Raw genomic sequence first — 20,594 nt, forward strand, 5'->3', positions numbered from 1 at the left:
ATGATCCAGGCCCCGCCGGAGCTGCACACCGAACGCCTGACGCTCCGGCTGGCCCTGCCCGATGACGCGGCGTCGACCGTCGCGTTCTTCGAGCGCAACCGCGCCCATCTGGTCCGCTGGGACCCACCCGCGCCCGAAGGCTTCTATACCGAGCCCTATTGGCGCCGGTACGGCGAAACCGCGGTGGGCGAGTGGTCTACCGGCAGCGCGGTGCGCCTGAACGTGTTTGCGCGCGGCGATCTGGGCCATGACCGGCAGCTGCTTGCCCGTATCAACTTCACACAGATCGCGCGCGGGCCGTTTCATTCCTGCGTGCTGGGCTATTCGCTGGACGGCGGCCAGGAAGGCCGCGGGTTGATGAGCGAGGCACTGCGCGCGTCCATCGACTTCATGTTCAGCGCCCAGCAGATGCATCGCATCCAGGCGGCCGTGCGCCCGGAGAACCTGCGCAGCCTGGCGGTGATGCGGCGCCTGGGCTTCCAGTGCATCGGCCTGGCGCCGATGTACCTGTTCATTGACGGCGCATGGCGCGACCACGAGCTCTACCAGCTCATCAACACCGCGATGGATGTGCGCCAGGCCCCCTAGCGCGAACCCGCGTCAGGCCAGGCGCTTGAACACCAGATCCCAGACGCCGTGGCCCAGCTTCAGGCCGCGGTTCTCGAACTTGGTCACCGGCCGCTCGAACAGCGGGTTGGCGCGGGGGCCAAAGCCCGCCGCCGTGTTCACCAGCTGCTTTTCGCCACTGAGTACCTCCAGCATCTGCTGGGCGTAGTCCTCCACGTCCGTGGCGCAGTGCAGGTAGCCGCCGGGCGCGACGCGCGATGCCAGCAGCTCGATGAACCAGGGCTGCACCAGGCGGCGCTTGTGGTGGCGCGCCTTGGGCCAGGGGTCTGGAAAGTAGATGTGCGCACCGGCCAGGCGGTCGGCCGGGAGCATGTCGCGCACGATCTCCACGGCGTCGTGCTGCATGACGCGCAGGTTGGTGAGGCCCTGTTCCTCGATACGCTTCAAGAGCGCGCCCACGCCGCTGGTGAAGACCTCGACGCCGAGGTAGTTCACGTCCGGCCGGCTGCCGGCCAGATGGGCCGTGGTCTCACCCATGCCGCAGCCGATCTCCAGCACCAGCGGCGCAGCCCGGCCAAAGGCGGCGTCGAAGTCGACATGCGCCGGCTGGTAGGGCAGGCCCCAGACCGGCAGCAGGCGCTCGTAGGCGTCGCGCTGGCTGGGCGAGAAGCGCGCCTTGCGGTGCACGAAGCTCTTGATGTGCCCCCAGTCGCGCACCGGCCGGCCGTCCTCGTTCAGCGGCGCGGTGGACACGGGCGTCTCCGGCTTGGCGCCTTGCAGCAGGCTGGCAGAGGTGGATTCAGTGCTCATTCTGGCCGAAAACAATTGAAATTCGATGAGTAAAAATCGGCTTTCCGCTTGTCTGATGCGCGTAAAGCGGTCTATCGGACAGTTCCATAAAGCAGTCCGAAAATGAACTATTTTGCCTGTCGATTCAGCGGCCGGCCGCCGGTGTGGCGCCACTGCTCGACGCAATCACACCCTGCGTGGGCGAAGACGGCGAGCCGCTGTAGAGCTTCTTCGGCATCCGGCCGGCCAGGTACGCATCGCGCCCGGCCTCCACACCCAGCTTCATGGCCCGCGCCATGCGCACCGGGTCTTTCGCCAGGGCAATCGCGGTGTTCATGAGCACGCCGGCGCAGCCCAGTTCCATGGCGATGGTGGCGTCGCTGGCCGTCCCCACGCCGGCATCCACGATCACCGGCACCTTGGCCTTCTCCAGAATGAGCTGGATGTTCCAGGGGTTGAGGATGCCCATGCCCGAGCCGATCAGGCTGGCCAGCGGCATGATCGCCACGCAGCCGATGTCCTCCAGCACGCGCGCCTGGATCGGGTCGTCGCTGCAATAGACCATGACCTCGAAGCCTTCCTTGACCAGGGTCTCGGCGGCCTTGAGGGTCTCGGGCATGTTGGGGTAGAGGTTGGTCGGGTCGCCCAGCACCTCGAGCTTGGTGAGGTTGTGGCCGTCCAGCAGCTCGCGCGCCAGGCGCAGGGTGCGCACGGCGTCATCGGCCGTGTAGCAGCCGGCGGAATTGGGCAGGTAGGTGAACTGCGAGGGCGGCAAAAAGTCCAGCAGCGACTCGCCGGCGTTCTGACCGATGTTCACGCGGCGGATCGCCACGGTGACGATCTCCGCGCCCGAGGCGTCGATCGCCGCGCGGGTCTGCGTGAAGTCTTTGTACTTGCCGGTGCCCACCAGCAGGCGCGAATTGAAGCGGCGTGTGCCGACGGTCAGCGCATCGGCGCTCTGGGGGTCGAGACCTTCGCTCATGCTGAGGCTCCTGCTATTGGACGATCTTCACTTCAAGAATGCCGGCATATGCGGCGCATTTCGAGTCAGAACAGCGCCTGGGGTGTGACGAGTCTCGCGCTTGCACGAACGGGGGTCGGGCAGGCAGGCCCGACCTCTTCGCGCGACGCGCAGCGTGCTCCGTGAATTCTCGCACTCAGCGCTCGCCGTTCGCCCGGCAGCGAGCAGTGCTCGCCGAAACCCCGCGCTCACCCTCACCCACCGCCGACGGCGACCACGATCTCCAGCCGATCACCCTCGGTGAGCACCGTGCTGCCATGCAGACTCTTGGGCACGATCTCGCCATTGCGTTCCACCGCAATGCGCTTGCCGGTGTGGCCAAGCTGTTCGACCAGCTGTGCCACCGTAGCCTGCGGCGGCACCGAGGTGGACTGGCCATTGACGACGAGGGTGGGCATACGACAAATCGACAGACTTGCGGATGGGGGGCGGGGGCGCTCGAGGGGGTGCAACCCCATCGTTCAATCAGCATTGGGCACTCATCGGAGAGAAAACACTCGCCGTGCGAAGGCCGCGCTGTGGAGCGGGCGATGGGAATCGAACCCACGTCTTGAGCTTGGGAAGCTCAGGTCCTGCCATTGAACGACGCCCGCGGACCGGAAAAACAATGAGCGAAATCTTACCTGCGGGCGGGGATAGGTTCATCCGCCGCCGGCCAGTCGGCCGCACAGGCCCTACATCCCACCCAGAGCCACGTATTTGATCTCGAGGTAGTCGTCCATGCCGTAGCGCGAGCCTTCGCGGCCCAGACCGGACTGCTTCACGCCGCCAAACGGCGCCACCTCGTTGCCCAGAATGCCCGTGTTCACGCCGACCATGCCGTAGTCCAGGGCCTCGGCCACACGCCAGACACGGGCGATGTCGCGGCTGTAGAAGTAGCTCGCCAGACCAAACTCGGTGTCATTGGCCAGACGGATCACGTCGGCCTCGTCCTTGAACTTGAAGATGGCCGCCACCGGGCCGAAGGTCTCCTCACGCGCGATCTGCATGTCGGGCGTGGCGTCGGCCAGCACGGTGGCCGCATAGAACAGCCCGGCGCCACCCTCGACCTTCTTGCCGCCCAGCAGCAGGCGGGCGCCCTTGGCCACGGCATCGTTCACATGGCTTTCCACCTTGTCGATGCCCTGCTGCTCGATCAGTGGGCCCTGGGTCACGCCTTCAGCAAACACGTTGCCGACCTTGATCAGCCGCGCCTTCTCGGTGAAGCGCGCGACGAACTCCTCGTACACCGTCTCATGCACAAAGAAGCGGTTGGTGCACACGCAGGTCTGGCCGGCGTTGCGGTACTTGCTGGCAATGGCGCCGGCCACGGCTGCATTGATGTCTGCGTCCTCGAAGACGATGAAGGGCGCATGGCCGCCAAGCTCCAGCGACAGCTTCTTCACGGTGGGCGCGCTTTGCGCCATCAGGATGCGGCCCACCGGCGTGGAGCCTGTGAAGGACAGCTTGCGCACCACCGGGCTGGCGCAGAGCACCTTGCCGACCTCGACGGAGTTGGCTGCATCGGCAGTGACGATGTTGATCACGCCCTTGGGGAAGCCGGCGCGGATGGCCAGCTCTGCCAAGGCCAGTGCGGACAGTGGCGTCTGCTCGGCCGGCTTGAGCACGATGGTGCAGCCCGCCGCGATCGCGGGCGCCACCTTGCGGGTGATCATGGCGTGCGGGAAGTTCCAGGGCGTGATGGCCGCGCACACGCCAATGGGCTGCTTGAAGGTCAGCATGCGCGTGTTGGCCCAAGGGCTTTCGAGCACATCGCCGGTCACGCGGCGGGCTTCCTCGGCAAACCATTCGATGAAACTGGCGCCATACACGATCTCGCCACGCGCCTCAGGCAGGGCCTTGCCGCCCTCGGTGGCCATCAGCCGGGCCAGGTCGTCCTGGTGCGCCAGAATCAGCTCGAACCACTTGCGCATCACGCCGGCGCGTTCCTTGGCGGTCTTGCGCTTCCAGACCTCTAAGGCGGCGGCTGCTGCGTCGATGGCCGCCTGCGCATCCACCGCGCCGCAGTTCGCCACCTCGGCCACCAGCTCGCCCGTGGAGGGGTTGGTGACGGCGAAGCGCGCGCCGCTGGCCGCACCCGTCCAGGCGCCGTCAATGAAGGCTTCAGTACGGATCAGTGCGCTGTCGTTCGGGACGAAGGGGAGGGCGTCGCGATGCATCTGGTTACTCCTTGCGGCTGCGGTGCTGAAGCACCGTCTGTACGGGGCTGCAAAGGTTACTGCGGGCAATGGCTAAACTTTCGGCCTTGTCCAAGCGAGGGTATCGGTCCATGCAGCAGGTCAGTGCCGAACTGGTGGAATGGCTCCAGAACGAGATCGGACGCGGTTGCCGCCCGGAAGTGCTGATCGAGTCCATGATCAAGGCAGGTTACGAGGCGGATTTCGCGCGCAACGTGATCAATGCGTCCTTTGCCAGCCTGGAGGCACTTGAGGGCAAGCGCCCGAATGTGCTCGGCGCAAACCTCGAGGGCACGCTCAAGATCAACACCGATCCGCTGCCCGGTAACTTCATCAAGACCTCGGACCGTGATGTGCAGGTGCTGCTGAACATGCAAAGCCCGCGGATCATGCTCTTCGGCGGGTTGTTGTCTGATGAGGAGTGCGACGGGATCATCGAGTTCTCGCGCGCCAAGATGGCCCGGTCCCACGTGGTCGATTCTGACGCCGGCGGCACCCGCGAGGACGAAGCCCGCACCAGCACGGGTGCGGCCTTCCAGCGTGGGGAGACTGCGCTGCATACACGGATCGAGAAGCGCATCAGCGAGCTGCTGGGTTGGCCCGTGGAGCATGGCGAGGGCCTGCAGATCCTGCACTACAACATCGGCGGCGAGTACAAGCCGCACTATGACTACTTCCACCACGATCGCCCGGGCGAGGCCGAACAGCTCAAGACCGGTGGGCAGCGCATTGCTACCCTGGTGATGTACCTGAACGATGTGGAAGCCGGCGGCGGCACGATCTTCCCGGAGCTGGGACTGGAGACCATGCCCAAGAAAGGCAATGCCATCTACTTCGCCTATGGTGGCATGGACGGCACGCTGGATTCGCGCTCGCTGCACGGCGGCGCGCCGGTTGAGCGCGGCGAGAAGTGGATCGCCACCAAGTGGATTCGCCAGCGGCCCTACCAGCTGACCTGATTGCTCGCGCCTGGAGTTTCAGGCGGCATGCACTGCCCGGCTTGACGCCGGGCAGGATAGGAACGCGCGGCGGATTATTCGACCATGTCATCGTCCGGCAGGCCATCCGGCCTGCTTGACGTGGTCACGCGCTGGTCATGCGGCATGCGGAAGTAGCCCCGGCGATCGCCCATGATCCGACGCAACTCCTTCGTAGGGATGTCGGTCAGCTCATGAATGCGGATCAGCAGCGCGGCGCCGAAGTCGGCCTTGCGGTTGCGGATGCGTGACAGCACTGCGCGCTGCACGCCCAATTGCGCGGCAAGCGCTGCGTCCGTGGGCAGGGCGAGTTTGGACTTCAGGTACTCAAGCAGACGCGAGGGCTCGTAGGCCTCGGGCGTCGGGATCGAGTGGGTATCCATCATGATCATGTTGATCCCTCCGCAACTCGGGTTCCAACAAGGTGATCGAGACGGCGATCAGGCCTCGCCGTACGATGAGAGCGTTAACACAAAAGCAAGTGTAAACCCATGTGCATCAATTTGGATGCTAGTTCTGCGACAAGGTATTGCCATGTCGCCGGGACTTTCCGAGCCTGAAGACCATGTCTCACGCTTTCGATCTGGCGCGTGTCCAGCGCGAACCGATTGCGTTTCTTGAAACGCTCTACGGCACAGCGGTCCGGCGCGCGCATCCGGCTGCGGTGCTTGCAGCACACCTGCCGCCGCCGCCTAAAGGGCGCACGCTCGTGCTGGGTGCCGGCAAGGCCAGTGGCGCCATGGCCGCCGCGCTGGACGCAGCTTGGCCCAGCGATGTGCCGCTCAGCGGGTTAGTGATCACTCGCTATGACCATACGCCGCCTGCATACCGCGCGCAGCCCGGGCGCATCGAGGTCGTCGAAGCTGCCCACCCGGTGCCTGATGCCGCGGGTGAAGCCGCCGCCCGCCGCACGCTCGATCTATGCAAAGGCCTGACGGCGGATGATCTGGTGATCTGCCTGATCTCGGGCGGAGGCTCCGCGCTGCTGGCCGTGCCGGCAAGCGGCCTGACGCTGGACGACAAGCGCAACATCAATGGCGCGCTCCTGCGTTCCGGGGCGACGATCGGTGAAATGAACTGCGTGCGAAAGCACCTTTCGGGCATCAAGGGTGGTCGGCTCGCGGCAGCGTGTGCGCCGGCGCAGGTGATGACCCTGCTCATTTCCGACGTGCCAGGTGATGATCCCAGCGTAATCGCCAGCGGCCCCACCGTTGCCGACCCAACGACGTGCGCTGACGCACTGGCGATCATTGATCGCTATCGCATCGAGATTCCACCCATCGCGCGCGAGGCCTTGCTTCGCGGCGAGTGGGAGAGCGTGAAGCCCGGTGATCTGCGCCTCGCGCGCGCCGACACGCGCATGCTCGCCACGCCTCGCGAGGCGCTGGAGGAGGCCGCACGGGTGGCGCGCGAGGCCGGCTTGGCCGCCTATGTGCTGTCAGACGACATGGAAGGCGAGGCCCGCGAAGTTGGCAAAGTCCATGCGGCGCTGGCGCGTTCAGTCAAGACGCAGGCCACGCCCTTTCGCGCACCGTGCGTGATCCTGAGCGGCGGCGAGACCTCCGTGACAGTACGCAACCGGCAAGGGCGGGGCGGCCGTGCGGTCGAGTTCCTGCTGGGCTGCGGCGTAGCACTCGATGGCCTGCCGGGCGTTTGGGGGTTGGCCGCAGATACCGATGGCATTGACGGGACCGAAGGCAATGCTGGCGCTTGGCTCGCGCCGGACACATTGGCGCGTGCCCGAGCCCTCGGCCAGAACGCACTCGCTGCCCTGGAGTCCAACGACGCCTACAGCTACTTCGCGTCGGTCGACCATCTCGTCACGCCCGGGCCGACCTTCACCAACGTCAATGACTTTCGCGCGTTGTTGGTGCTCTGAGCGCGTCGCGTCTGGCTTGTGCGGCCTCAGCGAGCCTGTCAGGAAGACCACCTCTGCGTGACGCGGGCGTGGCGATGGCGTGCCTGAACACGGCGTCGGTGCTGGTTACGAGCACGCGCCGGCGTGCGCGGGTCAGCGCGGTGTAGAGCAGCTCGCGGGTGGCTAGCGGTCCGGGCGATTCCGGCATCACCACCAGTACCGCATCGAACTCCGAGCCTTGCGACTTGTGCACCGTGATGGCGAAGGCGGTCTCCGAGCGCGTCAGGCGCGCCAGGGGCACATGCAGCAGGCTGCCATCGCTGCGCTCGAACACGCCATGAAGCTGGCCGGCTTTGTCGGGCAGCAGCACCCCCACGTCGCCATTGAACAGTTCGAGCGCATAGTCGTTGGCTTGCAGCATGACGGGCTCGCCGACAAGCGGTTCCGCCGCCTCGGTGGGTACGGGGATGTTCTGGCTCTGGGCGAGCAGGCGCCGCGCGAGCTGGTTGAGGTAGATCACCCCTGTGCTCCCGTGGCGCTGCGCGCAAAGCACGCGAAACCGGCCGAGAGCGGCCAACAGCGCGCGAGCATCACGGCTGCCCGCGGCTAGCAGCTTGAAGTACTCGGCAAAGCCCTCGCGCAGAGTCGCTTCTAGCTGCGCAGTCTGCAGTGGTTCGGGCAGGCGTTGGACTGCGGCCTGTGCATGGTCTTCAAGGATTGCGAGGGCCGCATCAGCCCGCCCGTCCCGGACGGCATTGGCCAGCGAGGCAATGGCGGGCTGCTCGCGGAAGCGATAGTTCTCCGTCAACCAGCAAACATGGGCCGACAATGCATCTTCGTCGCCAAGAGCGACGTCGTCCAGCGCTCGAGGATCTATGCCGCACAGGGCCGCCAGTCGTGTCCGCTGCTCGGCACCCAACGTGCGCTGCTGGCTGAGCTGACTGAACACCGCGCCGGCTTCCACGGAAGCAAGTTGATCCTTGTCGCCGAGCAGGACCAGACGCGCCCGGGCGGGCAAGGCTTCGACCAGGCGTCGGGCCAGAGCGAGGTCGAGCATTGACGCTTCATCGACCACCAGCAGGTCGCATTCGAGGGGATTGCCCGCGTGGTGCCGGAACCGCCGATCGTGCGCCTGGTAACCGAGCAGCCGATGCACTGTCGCCGCAGCTTGCGGCAGGTGTTCGCGCAGTGCTGCGGGTAAGTATTCGGCACGAGCGCGAAGCGACTCGACCAATCGGGCCGCAGCCTTGCCGGTTGGTGCGCAAAGTGCAGTGCGCAAGGTGGGTGTCTGGGCCAGCAGCACGGCGAGCAGGTTGACTACCGTCGTCGTCTTGCCGGTGCCCGGCCCGCCGCTGAGCACGAGCAGGCGGGAGCACAGCGCACTGGCACAGGCCAACTGCTGACCGTCGAGATTGCCGGCTGGAACGTGTGCAAAGCGTTCGCGCAGCGCAATCACTGCCGCCGGTTCAGCCTTGATCAGCGGTGTGGCGGCCATTGCATCAAGCGCTCGGGCCAGGGCCTGCTCATGGTCCATCATGCGGTGCAGATACAGGCGCCCGGCTGCGTCCAGCAGCATCGGTCGGTTACCCGGGTCCGCATGCATCGCGACCATACCGGAGTCGAGCAGGTGCTTTAGCGTCGATGGGTCTGCAAGCTTTGGATCGACCAGGCAGACATGCCCTTCATCCATGGCGAGGATCAGCCGTCGAGCAGCGTCGGAGGCGACGGCCTGGGCTGCGCTCGACGCGCCAGTGCGAGCCGACCAGCGCGCGATGTGATCAGCAAAGACATCCGCAAAGCCGCCTCGTGGTACCGGGCGTGCGCTCTGTCCCAGCGGATTGCCGAGCACATTGCTCCTCAGCTCGATCATGCCGAGGTCTCGATGGGTGAAGTGGCGGGTGCTGCACCAGGCATATCTAGCAGCGCGGAGAGCTCCTCGATCAGTTGCCTCGTCGGGCGATGCACCTGCACGCCGCACGGCGTGCCGTCCGGCATCAACCAGCCTGGGCGTACGCCGCGCACAAAGAGATACAAAGCACCTCCCATGTGGGTGTCGTAGTCATAGCCGGGCTGACTGTGGCGCAGGAATCTGTGCAAGGCAACGCTGTACAGCAGCAGCTGCAGCCAATAGAGTCCGCTGTCCATCGCATGGCGCAGCGCTTGCGCGTCGTAGTCTTTCGCACGGTCTCCCAGGTGATTGGACTTCCAATCGAGCAGGTAGAACCGCCCTTCATGCTCGAAGACCAGGTCGATGAAGCCACGGAGGTAGCCACGCAGGGTGGCGAAACCCAATTGCGGCATCTCAATGCCGTGGCGCCACAGGCAGCTGATTGCCGCTTCCGGGCTCAGGGAATGCGCGGGCAGAGTGAACTCCAGTTCATTGAGGCGCCGCTGCGGCTCGATCCGATCGAGGCGCAGCCCCGGCAGCAGCTCGACACACGTGACGGCATCCAGCATGGCCAGAAGCTGTTCCTGTGCGAGCGGCGCGGGCTCTCCGGTTTCTCGCAAGGCTTGCGCAATGGCCTCAGGCCAGGTGCTGCGGTCTGTGAAGTCGGCCAATTCAAGCGCACGGTGGATGCAGACACCAGCCGCCGCGCCACGGGCAAAGCGCAGAATGTCGTTCGCTGCCAACCCATGACCGTCGGTGTCTGCACCCATCGTCTCACGCTCGGCAGCAGCGCCAAAAAGATCATGGTCTACCGCGCGGTGATCGCTGCGGCTGCGCACAAGCCCTGTGTAGCTGCCCACTCGCCAGGGTGCAGGAATGCGCCTGGGGGGTGCCAGCGCTTCGAATGAGATCTGCTTCGACTGCCCGGGCCAGAAAGGCAAGGCGCCACGCGGAACCATGCGGCTAAGGTGGATCGAATCGCAGCGCTCCGCCAGGCGGGTCCAGGCGTCTTCGATGGCGTCGACCGACGGCGGTTTGGATGTCCATGCAAGGACGTCCAGAGTGTCACCCAGCACAAGCCAGTTGATTTTGGCCTTGCAAGCCGTGGTTGTGCTGTTCCCAATGCGATAGATGCCGCCGTATATGTAGCAACGCAATGCCGCGCGGGTGAGTGCGACGTAGCTCAGCCGCAAGCGCTCGGAAGCCTCTTCCAGCTTGCGTTGGTTCTCTGCAGCGCGAGGCAGGCCCTCATCTGAGTTCCGATAGTCGATCACGTGCACCTCGTCGTCCCGCCACTGAGTGCTCAGCGCCTTGGCGCCGGGCGGCCGGCTGTCGTCCCACTCGAACGGGCAGAACACGATCGGATACTCCAGCCCCTTGGACCGGTGCACCGTGACAATCTGCACAAGATGCTCGTCGGACTCCAGCCGCAGCTGAGCAGCTTCCAGTGCTGGCGGTTCGTGGACTTGGCGCAGGAACCAGCGCAGCAGCGCAGCTGGCGTCAGTCCTCTCGCCGCCTGCTGGGCCAGCAGATCGATCAAGTGGCGCAGGTTGGTGAGCTGCCGGTCGCCATCGCTGGTGCTCATCAGTCTCGGCGCCACCCGCGTCTGCGCGCCGAGTTCGCGCAGCATGGCACCGACGCCACGCTGGCGCCAGAGGTTCTGCCATTGCCGAAACTGTGCACTCCAGCTCAGCAGCCCATCCGCGCTCTCCGCGAGGGCAAATAGTGCCGTGGCATCCAGACCGATCAGTCGGGTAGCCAGCGCAGTGCGTACGCGAGTCAGATCGCCCGGCTCGATGATCCCGCGCAGCACCTGCGCGAGGTCGCGCGCCAAGGCGCTGCCGAACACACTCTCGCGCGCCAGTTCGACGCTGCCCACCCCGGCTTGCGCCAGCGCGAGCTTGATCATCTGACCCTGAGCCCGGGTCCGCACAAGCACCGCGATGTCTGCGGGTGCAACGGGACGGTCATCGATGCGCAGCGTGCCGCGGTCTGCTGCGACCAGCAGGCGGACGATCTCGGTGGCGACATCGCGGCACACCTGCGCCTTGGCTACGGACTTCCCGCCGGGCTGCCCTTCCTGGGGTGGCGCCCAGCGGCGCAGCTGGAGCGGCGCGGTCGGCCCACCGGAGCTGTCGTGCAAGGTGCCGATGCGCGCACCAGCCGCTTCGATCGGGTGATACCCCAGGCCTTCAATCAGAAATGGCTGCCTCGGTCCGCCCCAAAGCGCATTCAGTGCCGCAATCAAGCCTTGGCTCGACCGGAAATTGCGTATCAGCGAATGCCTGCGCTGAGCCGACGCAGCCGCTCGCAGGTAAACGTTCAGATCCGCATTGCGAAAGCTGTAGATCGCCTGCTTGGGGTCACCCACGAGAAACAGCGGCAGCGCCGTGTTCGAGTAGATGCTGCGGAAGATGTCGTACTGAACAGGGTCCGTGTCTTGGAACTCGTCGATCAGCGCTGCAGGGAATCTCGTGCGCAGCGAATGTGCGAGTTGCGCGCCACGGGTACCGAGTAGAGCTTCGCGCAGGCGACCTAGCAGATCATCGAATGACTGCAGTCGGCGCACATGCTTGAGCGCACGCAGCCGGGTATGGCCCTCAGCAAGCATCTGCTGCAAGGCTCTCAGCCAGGCAGCGCGCCCGTCGGCGCTACGCTGCTCCAACTCATCAAGCAGCGCCTGTGCGGCATCCAGAAAGGGATGCGTTATTCGCGGTGCAGACTTCTTGCAGGAGGCATCGAGGTACGCCCTGCTGAAGAGCCGCAACTCACCGTCCTGCGGGTGCCGCGCAGGCGCGGTATGTTCTGCAAGCAGCGAGTGCCAGTCCCGAACGGCGCGGCTCAGCCGGTCGGGTAGATGTTCGGGCTTGATGCGGGTGCGGTTGAGGTGGTCAGCCGCTGACGCTTGTGTGAGCAGGGCCGTAAGCTGATCGGCATTCCAGACGGACTGAGCGCGTGCGACTAGATTCGACCAGTTGCCGGGTTCTGTCGGTAAACGCACGTCCGGCCAGCGCACCATCGATGCCGGCTTGGACTCGTGCAATCGCAGGGCGCTCGCCACATCGTCAGCGGTGAGCCCCTCCTGCCACACCCAGCGGGCCAGCGCCGCATCAGGCGGGGTTGGCGCTATCCGCTCGCGCCACATGGCCCAAGCCACTTCATCGACGAGTTCTTCGTCGGACTCCGTCAGGTCCTGCACCAATGGCTCGCCCATCGACAAGGGTACGTCGCCCAGCGCGCGCTGACAGAAGCCGTGGATTGTGGTGATGCTCGCGTTGTCAAACTCGAGCAGCGCCCGGTCAAGTGCGTGATGGAGTTGCTCTTCGGTTCGTCCTTGCTTGATGCGCAGCCGGTCGAGTAGTGCGACCGACAGGGGGTCGGCTGCCTCAGGCGCATGCACCGCGCTGCGAAGGGCTTGAAGTCGATTGCGAATTCGGTCTCGCAGCTCCGCGGTGGCAGCCTGTGTGAATGTGACGACTAGGATTTGCTCGACCGTCAGGGATCGCTCGAGCAGCAGACGTGCGTAGAGACCGCAAATGTTCCACGTCTTTCCGGTGCCCGCCGAGGCTTCGACCAGACTCACACCGCTGAGCTCGCAGTTGACCGGATCCAGTTCGCCGTTCACTGCACGTCCCCAGAGGTGCGCAAATGATCAAGCAGCGGTCTCAAGATGCGCTTGGCGAGCGCATCGAATTCGTCATCAAGACAATCCGCTCGACCACGAAATGCGAGTGCGATGGAAGGGTCGTCGCGTTCGCCGGGCCGTCCGTCACGCCCTTCCCAGCATTGGAGAATCTTCTCTGACGGCAGTTCTTCAGCCGAAATCCAAGACGTCTTCGGGAAGAACTTCAGCGGTTCGGACTGACCCTGGATGAAACACTCCGCGAGGTCGCAAAGCTGCTCCGTTGCAGAGGTGCAGTCGACGAATTCAAGCACGCCATGAGCGTGAAGCAGTCTGGATCGAACCGCAGCGGCAGCACCTTTGGGGGCTGGCAGCGCAGCGCACAGCGCCAGGTGCTGCACCCAGAACCGCAGCGTCTCGCTCGCACGTGGCTCACTTCCACGCCAATCAAGCAGCCCCGCATCAAAGGCAGGCGCCCGTACCAGTCCGCGCAGCCGCCCTTGAAGTTTGATCGGCCCAAGTGAAGTGGGCAGCAGCAAGTCCACCTCAATGTCGTCAAGCGTGCTGGCTTGCATCGCCTTGATTCCCTCAGCAAGCGCACGATGATCCGTGACGAGCTTGCGGGCAGCATGCACCGCCTGGGACCCGAAGGGCATACGCGGGTGATGGCGCAGCGCCTGTTCGACGGACGGCAGGGAGTCGCCAGCGAGCAGACTCTCGACCGCAAAGTGGGCCAGATGCCGGTCGCGCGCGGCTAGCACAGCGTCTGGCTCGTCGTGCCTGGGAAGCTCGTCGCTCAGCCAGGTGTCGAGTTCGAGCCGACGCTGCAGAACGTACCGGGCAGGGTGAGAGATGAAGCTTGCCAATGCGTCCAGAGAGATCGCTCCCGGCAGCTCGGGCGTGGGTAATGGTGACGTGAAAAAGGGCAATCCAGTGAGTTGGTCGCCATCCGGTTCTTCGGCCTCGTCATCGACATCGTCAGCCGAGTCGGCCGCCAGTAATGAGTCTGCGAGGGGGACTTGCGGCGGGGAACTCGTCTGGGGCATCCACTGCACTTCATGGCTGCGCCGTCTGGCATCGGCTTCGGGATCGAACAGTGTTGCGGAAAATGGCTGCAGTGGCTGCTCAACGAAGACAGCGTTACGCGCTGCCGCGAGCTCGGTAGGCCCGAATGGTTCAGCGGCCAACCTCGGCGTGATCCAGTCGAGCAGCTCAGTGATCAGGGGGGACGGTAGCAAGGCGCTGTTGTCCTTGATGCTGCGGCCCGTGTAGCTCAGATGTAGCTGGTCGCGCGCTGACAGAATCAGACCGAGAAACCGTTCACGCGCAGAATCAGTCGTTGAGGGGTCGCCCTCGCGCGGTGCGACTCTAAGCAGATCGTGTTCGATCGCGCGGGAGCGCGGCGGTACTGCTCCATCGTTCAAGCCCAGAGCAGCGACAATCTTGTACGGGAGTGGATGCAGTGCATCGAAACCGGCGAACGTGATGCTGCCGCCCGGGGTGGCCGCGGCCGCACGGCCTTCCAGCGCCTCGTTCAATGCGTGACGCAAGATGGGCAGGCCCAGCGGCTGGTCGCCCAGAATGCTCGCCAGCTTGTCGCAGGTCTCCGCGAGTGTGGATTGCAGCAAGAGCCAGTCTGCAGTGAAGCGGCCCACGTTCGACACGAGCTTGCCGGCGATGGCGATCAGCTGCGTCTGCCATTGGGCGGCGCGGAACGCTCGACTAGACAGTGCCGCCAGCTGCTGAAGCACCTCAAGGAAGCTGCTCCAAGCGGCGAGAATGTCCACGTCGCTGCCCTCGGCCGCCGAGATCGGCGCAATCGAGCCCAAGGGTGCAGTACTCCCGTCAGGCAGCGCAAATCCGAGCACCAGACGCTCCAGACCGCTGAGCAGTGATGAATGTGCACCTTCTATTGCAGACGCTTCGTCCAAGCGGTCCAACCCGCGACGGGATCCCGACTCGTCTATCCAGCGGTGCAGTTGACGGAGATCATCTTCGTCCAAGCCGAACCGGGCCTGCACGATCGGCTCGGCCAGCAGTTCGAGCGCTTTGCCGATTCTCCAGTCCGCGCCGTTCTCTGCGAGCGCAAGCAACAGACATCGCAAACCGGCGTCGTCTTCAAGCACACTGCGGCCTGTGATTCGGTAGGGCAGGTTGCCGGACTCCCGACGCGTTCCGAACACTGCGTCGACCAAGGGAGCTGCTTCTTCGATGTCTGGCACAAGCACAAGCACATCGCCGGGGCGCAGTTCTGATGACTCGGTGAACTGACTCAGCAGGCGGTCATGCAGCACTTCGAGCTCGCGAGTGAGCGAGTGGCAGGCATGGACCTCGATACACGCAGCGCGCACAAGATCGCGCCATGCACCCGGCGGCGGCTCAATCAAGTGCAGGATCGATGCTTGCAACGCAGAAAGCACGGTTGCTTGATGGGGCTCGACAGTCTCGAAGTGTTGTGTGGTGAAAGCCGGGTCGAGCTCAAGCAGTCGTGCCAGATTCACGCTGGAGCGCGGCGCCATTGTGGCCAGCAGCGCATGACCTACCTCGGCATGCTCGGCGCGTCCAAGCTGCTGCATGCGCGCGAGTCTCCTCGGGCTGACCGTATCAAACCAGAACGCTTCGCAAGGGTTCAGCGCGTACCACTCAACTTCAATGTGGCGGCCAAGAGCCTCCACCATACCCAGGGCAAGCGGCGGGAGCTCATCGATACAGAAGAGGTGGACGCGCGAGGGCAGATCATGCAAGGCTGTATCGCCTGCTGGGAGCAGCTGCAACGCTTTGCGGAACAGCGCCATTGGATGGACTTTGCCGATGCCAAGGTCCTCGCTCACGGCGCGCCAGAGCCGCGCCTGCCAGCGCTCATGCGGGGAATCTGCCAAGCTCGGAACGCTGGCGCCGTCCTGCCATGCTGACAGCCATTCCGGGCGCCAGTTTGCATAGCTGCGCATCAGATGCGCCGCAGAGTTCGCGAGCTCAAGGCGCTGCAATTCGTCAGCGCCTTCCAGATACCGATCGAGTACGGGCTCGGCGGCTACGAGCTTGGGGTCACTCAGGCACTTGAAACAGCGCCAGCCCAGTTCATCTCTTTCGAAGGGCGGCCGCTTCGCCCGGGTGGGCACAAGCACTGGCAACAACGACCACAGCCAACTGCCGGGCAAGGAGAAGCGCAGATGTGCGGCGACTCCGATGCGGTCCGCTACACGGCGCGTGATGTCCTGCTGCAGTGCCAGACTGGGGACGATGACGAGTGGCGCATCGAAGGGCGAACTCCGTTGCGCGACCAGCTCGGTGACAAGCTGGTCCGCTAGGCGTTCGTAGCGATTTGAGAAGCGCAGACTCAGCATGGGCGTTCGACGGGGAGCGCTGAGTATGCAGCGTGATGTGCCGTTGCGCGGCGAAGTGCGCACGGTGTCATCCGCTCGCTTCGCCGCGTTCCGCTGAGCGTTGCAAGGGCGTCTACTGGAGCCTGTGCAGGGGAGGTGGTGGGCCCTGTAGGATTCGAACCTACGACCAACGGATTAAGAGTCCGCTGCTCTACCAACTGAGCTAAGAGCCCTGAAACTCGCATTGAACGCGTCTGGAACCAGACCGCGGTGCTGACTTTAGGTGGTGGGTCGTGCAGGATTCGAACCTGCGACCAACGGATTAAAAGTCCGCTGCTCTACCGACTGAGCTAACGACCCGACGTCGGCAAAGCACAGAATTATTGCATGAAGTGACGAGGCCGTCAAAACGCTCCGTTCAAGCAAGTGCTCAAGTTGGGGCAGTGACGGGCTCTGCGCGGTTCAGACCATCGCCTCGATCCGGCGCTCCTGGTACTTGATGGCGAGCCAAGCCCCGGCCACGATCGCACAAGTCGCGACCATTGCAGTCAGACTCAGCGCGCTGAGTCCGCTGATGCCTTGACCCACGGTGCACCCACCAGCGACGACGCCACCGAACCCCATCAGCGCAGCGCCAACGAGATGGTTTGCGACGTCTTCCGTGCTTGCGAAGCCTTCCCAGCGGAAGCTGCCCCCGGCAAGTGCGGAAGCCATCGCTCCAAACACAACCCCGATCACGGTCGTCACTCCGAAGGTCGCGACGCGCGATTTGTCGCTCCAAAGAATCAGCAGGTCCTGAAAGTAGGCAATAGGTGCCACGAAGCTCAGCGCTTCAACCCGACCAGAATTCGTTCCGACGTAGGCCTCCTCGAGCGTCTCGGACAGATCTGCGGGAACGTAGCCCAGTTTGCCGCTGACGAACCAGGCCGCCGCTGCGATTAATCCGACCAGTGCACCGCCGAGCAAGGCGCTTGTACTTCGCCCTTGCCGCGTGGCGACCACGGCAAGCAGCAGCATGAGGCTGACCGCGACACCGACCCAAGCACTCACCGAGACCAAGAGCGAATGGTTGCTGACCGGAAGGGCAATTCGTTCAAGGGTGTTCACGCGCATGACACCCAACACACCGCGCAAGGTCATGTAGGCAACCAGGCCCAGCACAACAAAGACGACCACCGCTTTGAGGCTCCCGCTCCCGAGCTTCACCAGCGTTCTGCTGCCGCAGCCACCCGCCAGCACCATGCCGAATCCGAAGCACAAGCCGCCCACTGAAGCCGAGAGCCAAAGAAAGCGATCTCCGGCGTAAATCGATTGCGCGGGTTGAATCCAGCCAGCCAATGTCATGGCAGCCAAGCCCATCATGGCAATTGCCACTGCCGTGACCCACATCTTGGCGCGCGACCAGTCGCCGAAATTCACGACGTCCGCAATGGCCCCCATGGTGCAGAAGTGACTGCGCTGCATGGTGGCGCCCAGCAACGTGCCGAGGCCAAGCCCCGACCAAACGACGGTTTGTTGAATGGACTGGATATCTGCGAAGGCCATGGCGTTCTTGTGCCGAAAGCTGAGACAACCTCGCAGTTTAGAGTCTGGGCGCGAAGCCCTCGCTTCCAGGCTTATCGCTTGGACGGGGTCGTTGCTGCAACGCGCTCGCGGGCGGTCTCCGCGGCGGGCGTGCCAGGAAAGTCGGTGACGACCTTGCCAAAGGTTCGATTGGCGGCGCGCCGGTCTCCGCTGTCCAGCTGCGCGTTTCCGATCGTGAGCCACGCATCGGCCAGGCGCGGGCTGTCTGGGTTGCTCTCGATGAACTTCGTCAATGTGGCGATGGACGCCTTGTAGTCCTTGATGCCGTACTGCGCGGCGCCAATCCAGAACTGCGAACTGGGCCCCAGGATGCTTTGCGGATACATCTTCTGGAATGTTGTCAGGCTAGCGATCGTGCCTCGCATGTCCCCACTGCGAAACAGCTCCAGAGCGCTGTTGAACGCTTGCTCTTCGCTTCGTTCCACAGCGCCTTGACGCCCATCGACACTAGCCTTCCGTGGCTCCAGCGACTTCACCCGCGCGTCAAGGTCTCCATACAGCTCACGGCTGCGCTTCTGCTGGCCGGCAAGCTCGTTGCTCAGCACTTCGACCTGTCCGCGCAGCTTGGCTGCTTCCTCGCGAAGTCGTTCGATCGTATTGACGAGTTCCAATTGGCTTCGCTGTGCCGTGTCGAGCCGCGCATTCGCTTCGCGCAACTCTCGATTCAGCTGCTCTCTGCCATCTCGAACTTCCTTGCGCAGGTCGAGAATGGCCTTGCGAGCTTCGTCATCTTCGAGAATGCCGGCAAATGCCGGTGCCGAGCTGGCTGCGAGAAGCAGCCACGCTGCCAGCGTGGCTACCGACCATTTATGCACGGCGTTCGACGACATCATCACCGGTAGGCGATATCGACGCGGCGATTCTCGGCCCAAGCCGCTTCATCGCTACCTGTTGCGCGAGGCTTCTCTTCACCAAAGCTCACGGCTTCAAGCTGACTCTCACGAACGCCCAGGAGCGTCAACGCGCGCTTGACCGCTTCGGAGCGTTTCTGGCCGAGGGCGAGGTTGTATTCGCGGCCGCCCCGTTCGTCGGTATTGCCTTCGAGCACGACGCGCGTATTGGGGTTGGCCGTCAGGAAGCGCGCATGGGCTTCAATGATCGGCTTGGCCTCGTCGCGCAGCGTGAAGCTGTCGAAGTCGAAGAACACGGAGCGCGCCTGAGGGGCACCGGCTGTGGGCGCAGCGTCGTTGCGGCGAGCATCGACGGTGGGCATCGCGCCGGTCGCGCCAGGTTGGGCGGATGGCGTAGTGCTTCCAGGGGCCGGCACGCTTTTGTTCTCGACCGGTGTGGCGGGCTTGTTATCCAACGGCACGTTGGATGCGCAGGCAGTCAGCAGCGCAGCAAAGGAGGCAGCAGCGAGCAGGCGGATCATGGCAGTTCCTCTTCGGGTTTGTGCTTGTAGGTTAGTACGGAGTGCGGGGCCCCGCAGAACCTCACGGCTGTGTGCCGCGAGGCCATGGGCTCCACGCGGGTTCTCGGATGTCTCCGGCCTGAGTCGTCAGGATCTGTCGTACTCGGCCGTCGCTGCTCACCGTTGCCAGAGCGCCTCTGCCGCGCACTTCAGTCGCGTAGATCAGAACCTTGCCATTCGGAGCAAAGCTCGGAGACTCATCCCTGACTGTCTCTGTCAGCTGAAGTTCCGTACCCGAGGCAAGGTCTAGGGCAAACACCTGAAAGCGCCCGGCGCGCCTGCTCACAAAGCCGAGCGTCTTGCCGTCTGGAGACACAGTCGGGCTGATGTTGTAGTCCCCTCGGAAAGTCACGCGCGTTGCCTCCCCGCCTGCAGAGGGCATGCGATAGATCTGGGGGCCACCGGCGCGGTCGCTGGTGAAGTAGATGTTGCCGTCCGCGGCGTAGGTCGGCTCGGTGTCGATTGCACTCGAGCGCGTCAGGCGCGTGGGCTCGCCGCCGCTGGCAGGCATCGTGAAGATTTGCGAGAACCCGTCTCGTGTGAGGACCACGGCAAGGGTTCGACCGTCCGGAGAGAAGGCGGGCGCACTGTTTGAACCTCTGAAGCTCGCAACGCGTGTTCGGCGCCCGGTTTCGACTTCATGCACGAACACGACGGGCTTCTTGTCTTCGAAAGAAACATAGGCAAGGCGCAGGCCATCCGGGGACCACGTGGGGGAAATGATCGGTTCTCTCGATCGGAGCGCAGTCTGGGCATTCTGTCCGTCGGCATCAGAGACCTGGAGCTCGTAGGACTCTTTGCTCAGCTTGACGACGTACGCGATCCGAGTGGCGAACACGCCTTTCTCACCGGTGATGCGTTCATAAATTCGGTCTGAGATCTGATGGGAGGTGAACCGCAGCATGTTCAGCTGCGCGGTGTACGCCCCGGCGTCGAGTTGCTGCTGTTTGATTACGTCGAAGAGCCGGAACCGAATGTCGAACGCTCCGCTCGCAAGGCGTTGCACCTGCCCGATCACCAACGCGTCGGCGCCTCGGGCACGCCAATCAGCGAAATTGGGCGTCGCGTTGTCTGGCAAAGCTGTTGCGCCGGTGTCCATGAGTCGGAACATCCCACTGCGCGCCAGATTTGCCCGGATGATCGCGGCAACGTCCTGCGGCAGTGTCTCTCCGGAGAAAGCAACCACCGCAATCGGAAACTGCTGCGAGCCAACTCCGGAAATCTCGACACGCAACTGCGCATGCGCATGGCCGGCGCCTAGGAGTGCCGGCAACAGCGCGCAAGCCATGCGAAACAGGGTACTGAGGCGGCGCAACACGAGCGTCATCAGGGCAAATTCTTGTTGGTCAATCTGCTTCGGAGAGTGCATGAGCGCC

At 64.2% G+C, this 20,594-nt stretch carries 16 protein-coding genes, 3 tRNA genes and 1 pseudogene; 4 read left to right on the forward strand and 16 right to left on the reverse strand.

Annotation, left to right across the window (positions count from 1 at the left end):
- Positions 1-588, forward strand: a complete 588-nt coding sequence (locus tag ACMDW7_RS04440; RefSeq protein WP_377305215.1) for a GNAT family N-acetyltransferase — start codon at positions 1-3, stop codon at positions 586-588.
- A 12-nt stretch (positions 589-600) separates the two neighbouring features.
- On the opposite strand, the gene trmB is transcribed toward ACMDW7_RS04440, so the two are convergent.
- The 5 genes from trmB to ACMDW7_RS04465 form a co-directional block, all read right to left on the reverse strand.
- Positions 601-1,377, reverse strand: coding sequence for a tRNA (guanosine(46)-N7)-methyltransferase TrmB (gene trmB / locus ACMDW7_RS04445; RefSeq protein ID WP_377305213.1), 777 nt, complete (start codon positions 1,375-1,377; stop codon positions 601-603).
- A 124-nt stretch (positions 1,378-1,501) separates the two neighbouring features.
- The gene (locus ACMDW7_RS04450; RefSeq protein WP_377305211.1) at positions 1,502-2,338 is read right to left on the reverse strand and encodes a thiazole synthase; all 837 of its coding nucleotides are present in this window, start codon (positions 2,336-2,338) and stop codon (positions 1,502-1,504) included.
- Between the two features lie 233 nt (positions 2,339-2,571).
- On the reverse strand, positions 2,572-2,775 hold the full coding sequence (thiS, locus tag ACMDW7_RS04455) for a sulfur carrier protein ThiS (protein WP_377305209.1): 204 nt from the start codon (positions 2,773-2,775) through the stop codon (positions 2,572-2,574).
- 121 nt (positions 2,776-2,896) lie between these two features.
- Positions 2,897-2,970, reverse strand: a tRNA-Gly gene (locus ACMDW7_RS04460).
- Positions 2,971-3,051: 81 nt separating this feature from the next.
- On the reverse strand, positions 3,052-4,536 hold the full coding sequence (locus tag ACMDW7_RS04465) for an NAD-dependent succinate-semialdehyde dehydrogenase (RefSeq protein WP_377305207.1): 1,485 nt from the start codon (positions 4,534-4,536) through the stop codon (positions 3,052-3,054).
- A 110-nt stretch (positions 4,537-4,646) separates the two neighbouring features.
- On the opposite strand from ACMDW7_RS04465, the gene ACMDW7_RS04470 reads away from it, so the two are divergent.
- On the forward strand, positions 4,647-5,513 hold the full coding sequence (locus tag ACMDW7_RS04470; protein WP_377305205.1) for a 2OG-Fe(II) oxygenase: 867 nt from the start codon (positions 4,647-4,649) through the stop codon (positions 5,511-5,513).
- A gap of 74 nt (positions 5,514-5,587) precedes the next feature.
- On the opposite strand, the gene ACMDW7_RS04475 is transcribed toward ACMDW7_RS04470, so the two are convergent.
- Positions 5,588-5,923: a transcriptional regulator gene (locus ACMDW7_RS04475; RefSeq protein WP_054126158.1), complete on the reverse strand. Its 336-nt coding sequence runs from the start codon at positions 5,921-5,923 to the stop codon at positions 5,588-5,590.
- A gap of 173 nt (positions 5,924-6,096) precedes the next feature.
- On the opposite strand from ACMDW7_RS04475, the gene ACMDW7_RS04480 reads away from it, so the two are divergent.
- Complete coding sequence (locus ACMDW7_RS04480) at positions 6,097-7,410, forward strand: glycerate kinase (RefSeq protein ID WP_377305203.1); 1,314 nt, start codon at positions 6,097-6,099, stop codon at positions 7,408-7,410.
- Here the strand turns inward: ACMDW7_RS04480 and recD are convergent.
- The 3 genes from recD to ACMDW7_RS04495 are packed head-to-tail and all read right to left on the reverse strand — an operon-like array spanning position 7,379 to position 14,528.
- Complete coding sequence (recD, locus tag ACMDW7_RS04485) at positions 7,379-9,367, reverse strand: exodeoxyribonuclease V subunit alpha (protein WP_414859609.1); 1,989 nt, start codon at positions 9,365-9,367, stop codon at positions 7,379-7,381. The genes ACMDW7_RS04480 and recD overlap by 32 nt on opposite strands.
- The gene (gene recB / locus ACMDW7_RS04490; protein ID WP_377305199.1) at positions 9,256-12,903 is read right to left on the reverse strand and encodes an exodeoxyribonuclease V subunit beta; all 3,648 of its coding nucleotides are present in this window, start codon (positions 12,901-12,903) and stop codon (positions 9,256-9,258) included. The genes recD and recB overlap by 112 nt, the downstream gene beginning before the upstream one ends.
- The gene (locus ACMDW7_RS04495) at positions 12,900-14,528 is read right to left on the reverse strand and encodes a hypothetical protein (protein WP_377306136.1); all 1,629 of its coding nucleotides are present in this window, start codon (positions 14,526-14,528) and stop codon (positions 12,900-12,902) included. Before ACMDW7_RS04495 ends, recB begins: the two co-directional genes overlap by 4 nt.
- Positions 14,529-14,798: 270 nt before the next feature.
- On the opposite strand from ACMDW7_RS04495, the gene ACMDW7_RS04500 reads away from it, so the two are divergent.
- On the forward strand, positions 14,799-15,155 hold the full coding sequence (locus ACMDW7_RS04500) for a hypothetical protein (RefSeq protein WP_377306184.1): 357 nt from the start codon (positions 14,799-14,801) through the stop codon (positions 15,153-15,155).
- Between the two features lie 192 nt (positions 15,156-15,347).
- On the opposite strand, the pseudogene ACMDW7_RS04505 reads toward ACMDW7_RS04500, so the two are convergent.
- The 7 genes and pseudogenes from ACMDW7_RS04505 to tolB all read right to left on the reverse strand — a co-directional run.
- Positions 15,348-16,244: pseudogene (locus ACMDW7_RS04505) on the reverse strand (exodeoxyribonuclease V subunit gamma); the annotation flags it as partial.
- A 136-nt stretch (positions 16,245-16,380) separates the two neighbouring features.
- Positions 16,381-16,456: transfer RNA gene (locus ACMDW7_RS04510), tRNA-Lys, on the reverse strand.
- 51 nt (positions 16,457-16,507) lie between these two features.
- A tRNA-Lys gene (locus ACMDW7_RS04515) sits at positions 16,508-16,583 on the reverse strand.
- Between the two features lie 102 nt (positions 16,584-16,685).
- Positions 16,686-17,768: a YeeE/YedE family protein gene (locus tag ACMDW7_RS04520; RefSeq protein ID WP_377305197.1), complete on the reverse strand. Its 1,083-nt coding sequence runs from the start codon at positions 17,766-17,768 to the stop codon at positions 16,686-16,688.
- Positions 17,769-17,839: 71 nt separating this feature from the next.
- The gene (locus ACMDW7_RS04525; protein ID WP_377305195.1) at positions 17,840-18,637 is read right to left on the reverse strand and encodes a YbgF trimerization domain-containing protein; all 798 of its coding nucleotides are present in this window, start codon (positions 18,635-18,637) and stop codon (positions 17,840-17,842) included.
- A 2-nt stretch (positions 18,638-18,639) separates the two neighbouring features.
- Positions 18,640-19,179: a peptidoglycan-associated lipoprotein Pal gene (gene pal / locus ACMDW7_RS04530; RefSeq protein ID WP_377305193.1), complete on the reverse strand. Its 540-nt coding sequence runs from the start codon at positions 19,177-19,179 to the stop codon at positions 18,640-18,642.
- Positions 19,180-19,240: 61 nt separating this feature from the next.
- Entirely contained in the window at positions 19,241-20,587 is a 1,347-nt protein-coding gene (gene tolB, locus ACMDW7_RS04535) for a Tol-Pal system beta propeller repeat protein TolB (RefSeq protein WP_377305191.1), read from the reverse strand.
- Positions 20,588-20,594: the final 7 nt, after the last annotated feature.

The sequence above is a fragment of the Piscinibacterium candidicorallinum genome, from assembly GCF_047549485.1.
Classification (GTDB): domain Bacteria; phylum Pseudomonadota; class Gammaproteobacteria; order Burkholderiales; family Burkholderiaceae_C; genus Piscinibacterium; species Piscinibacterium candidicorallinum.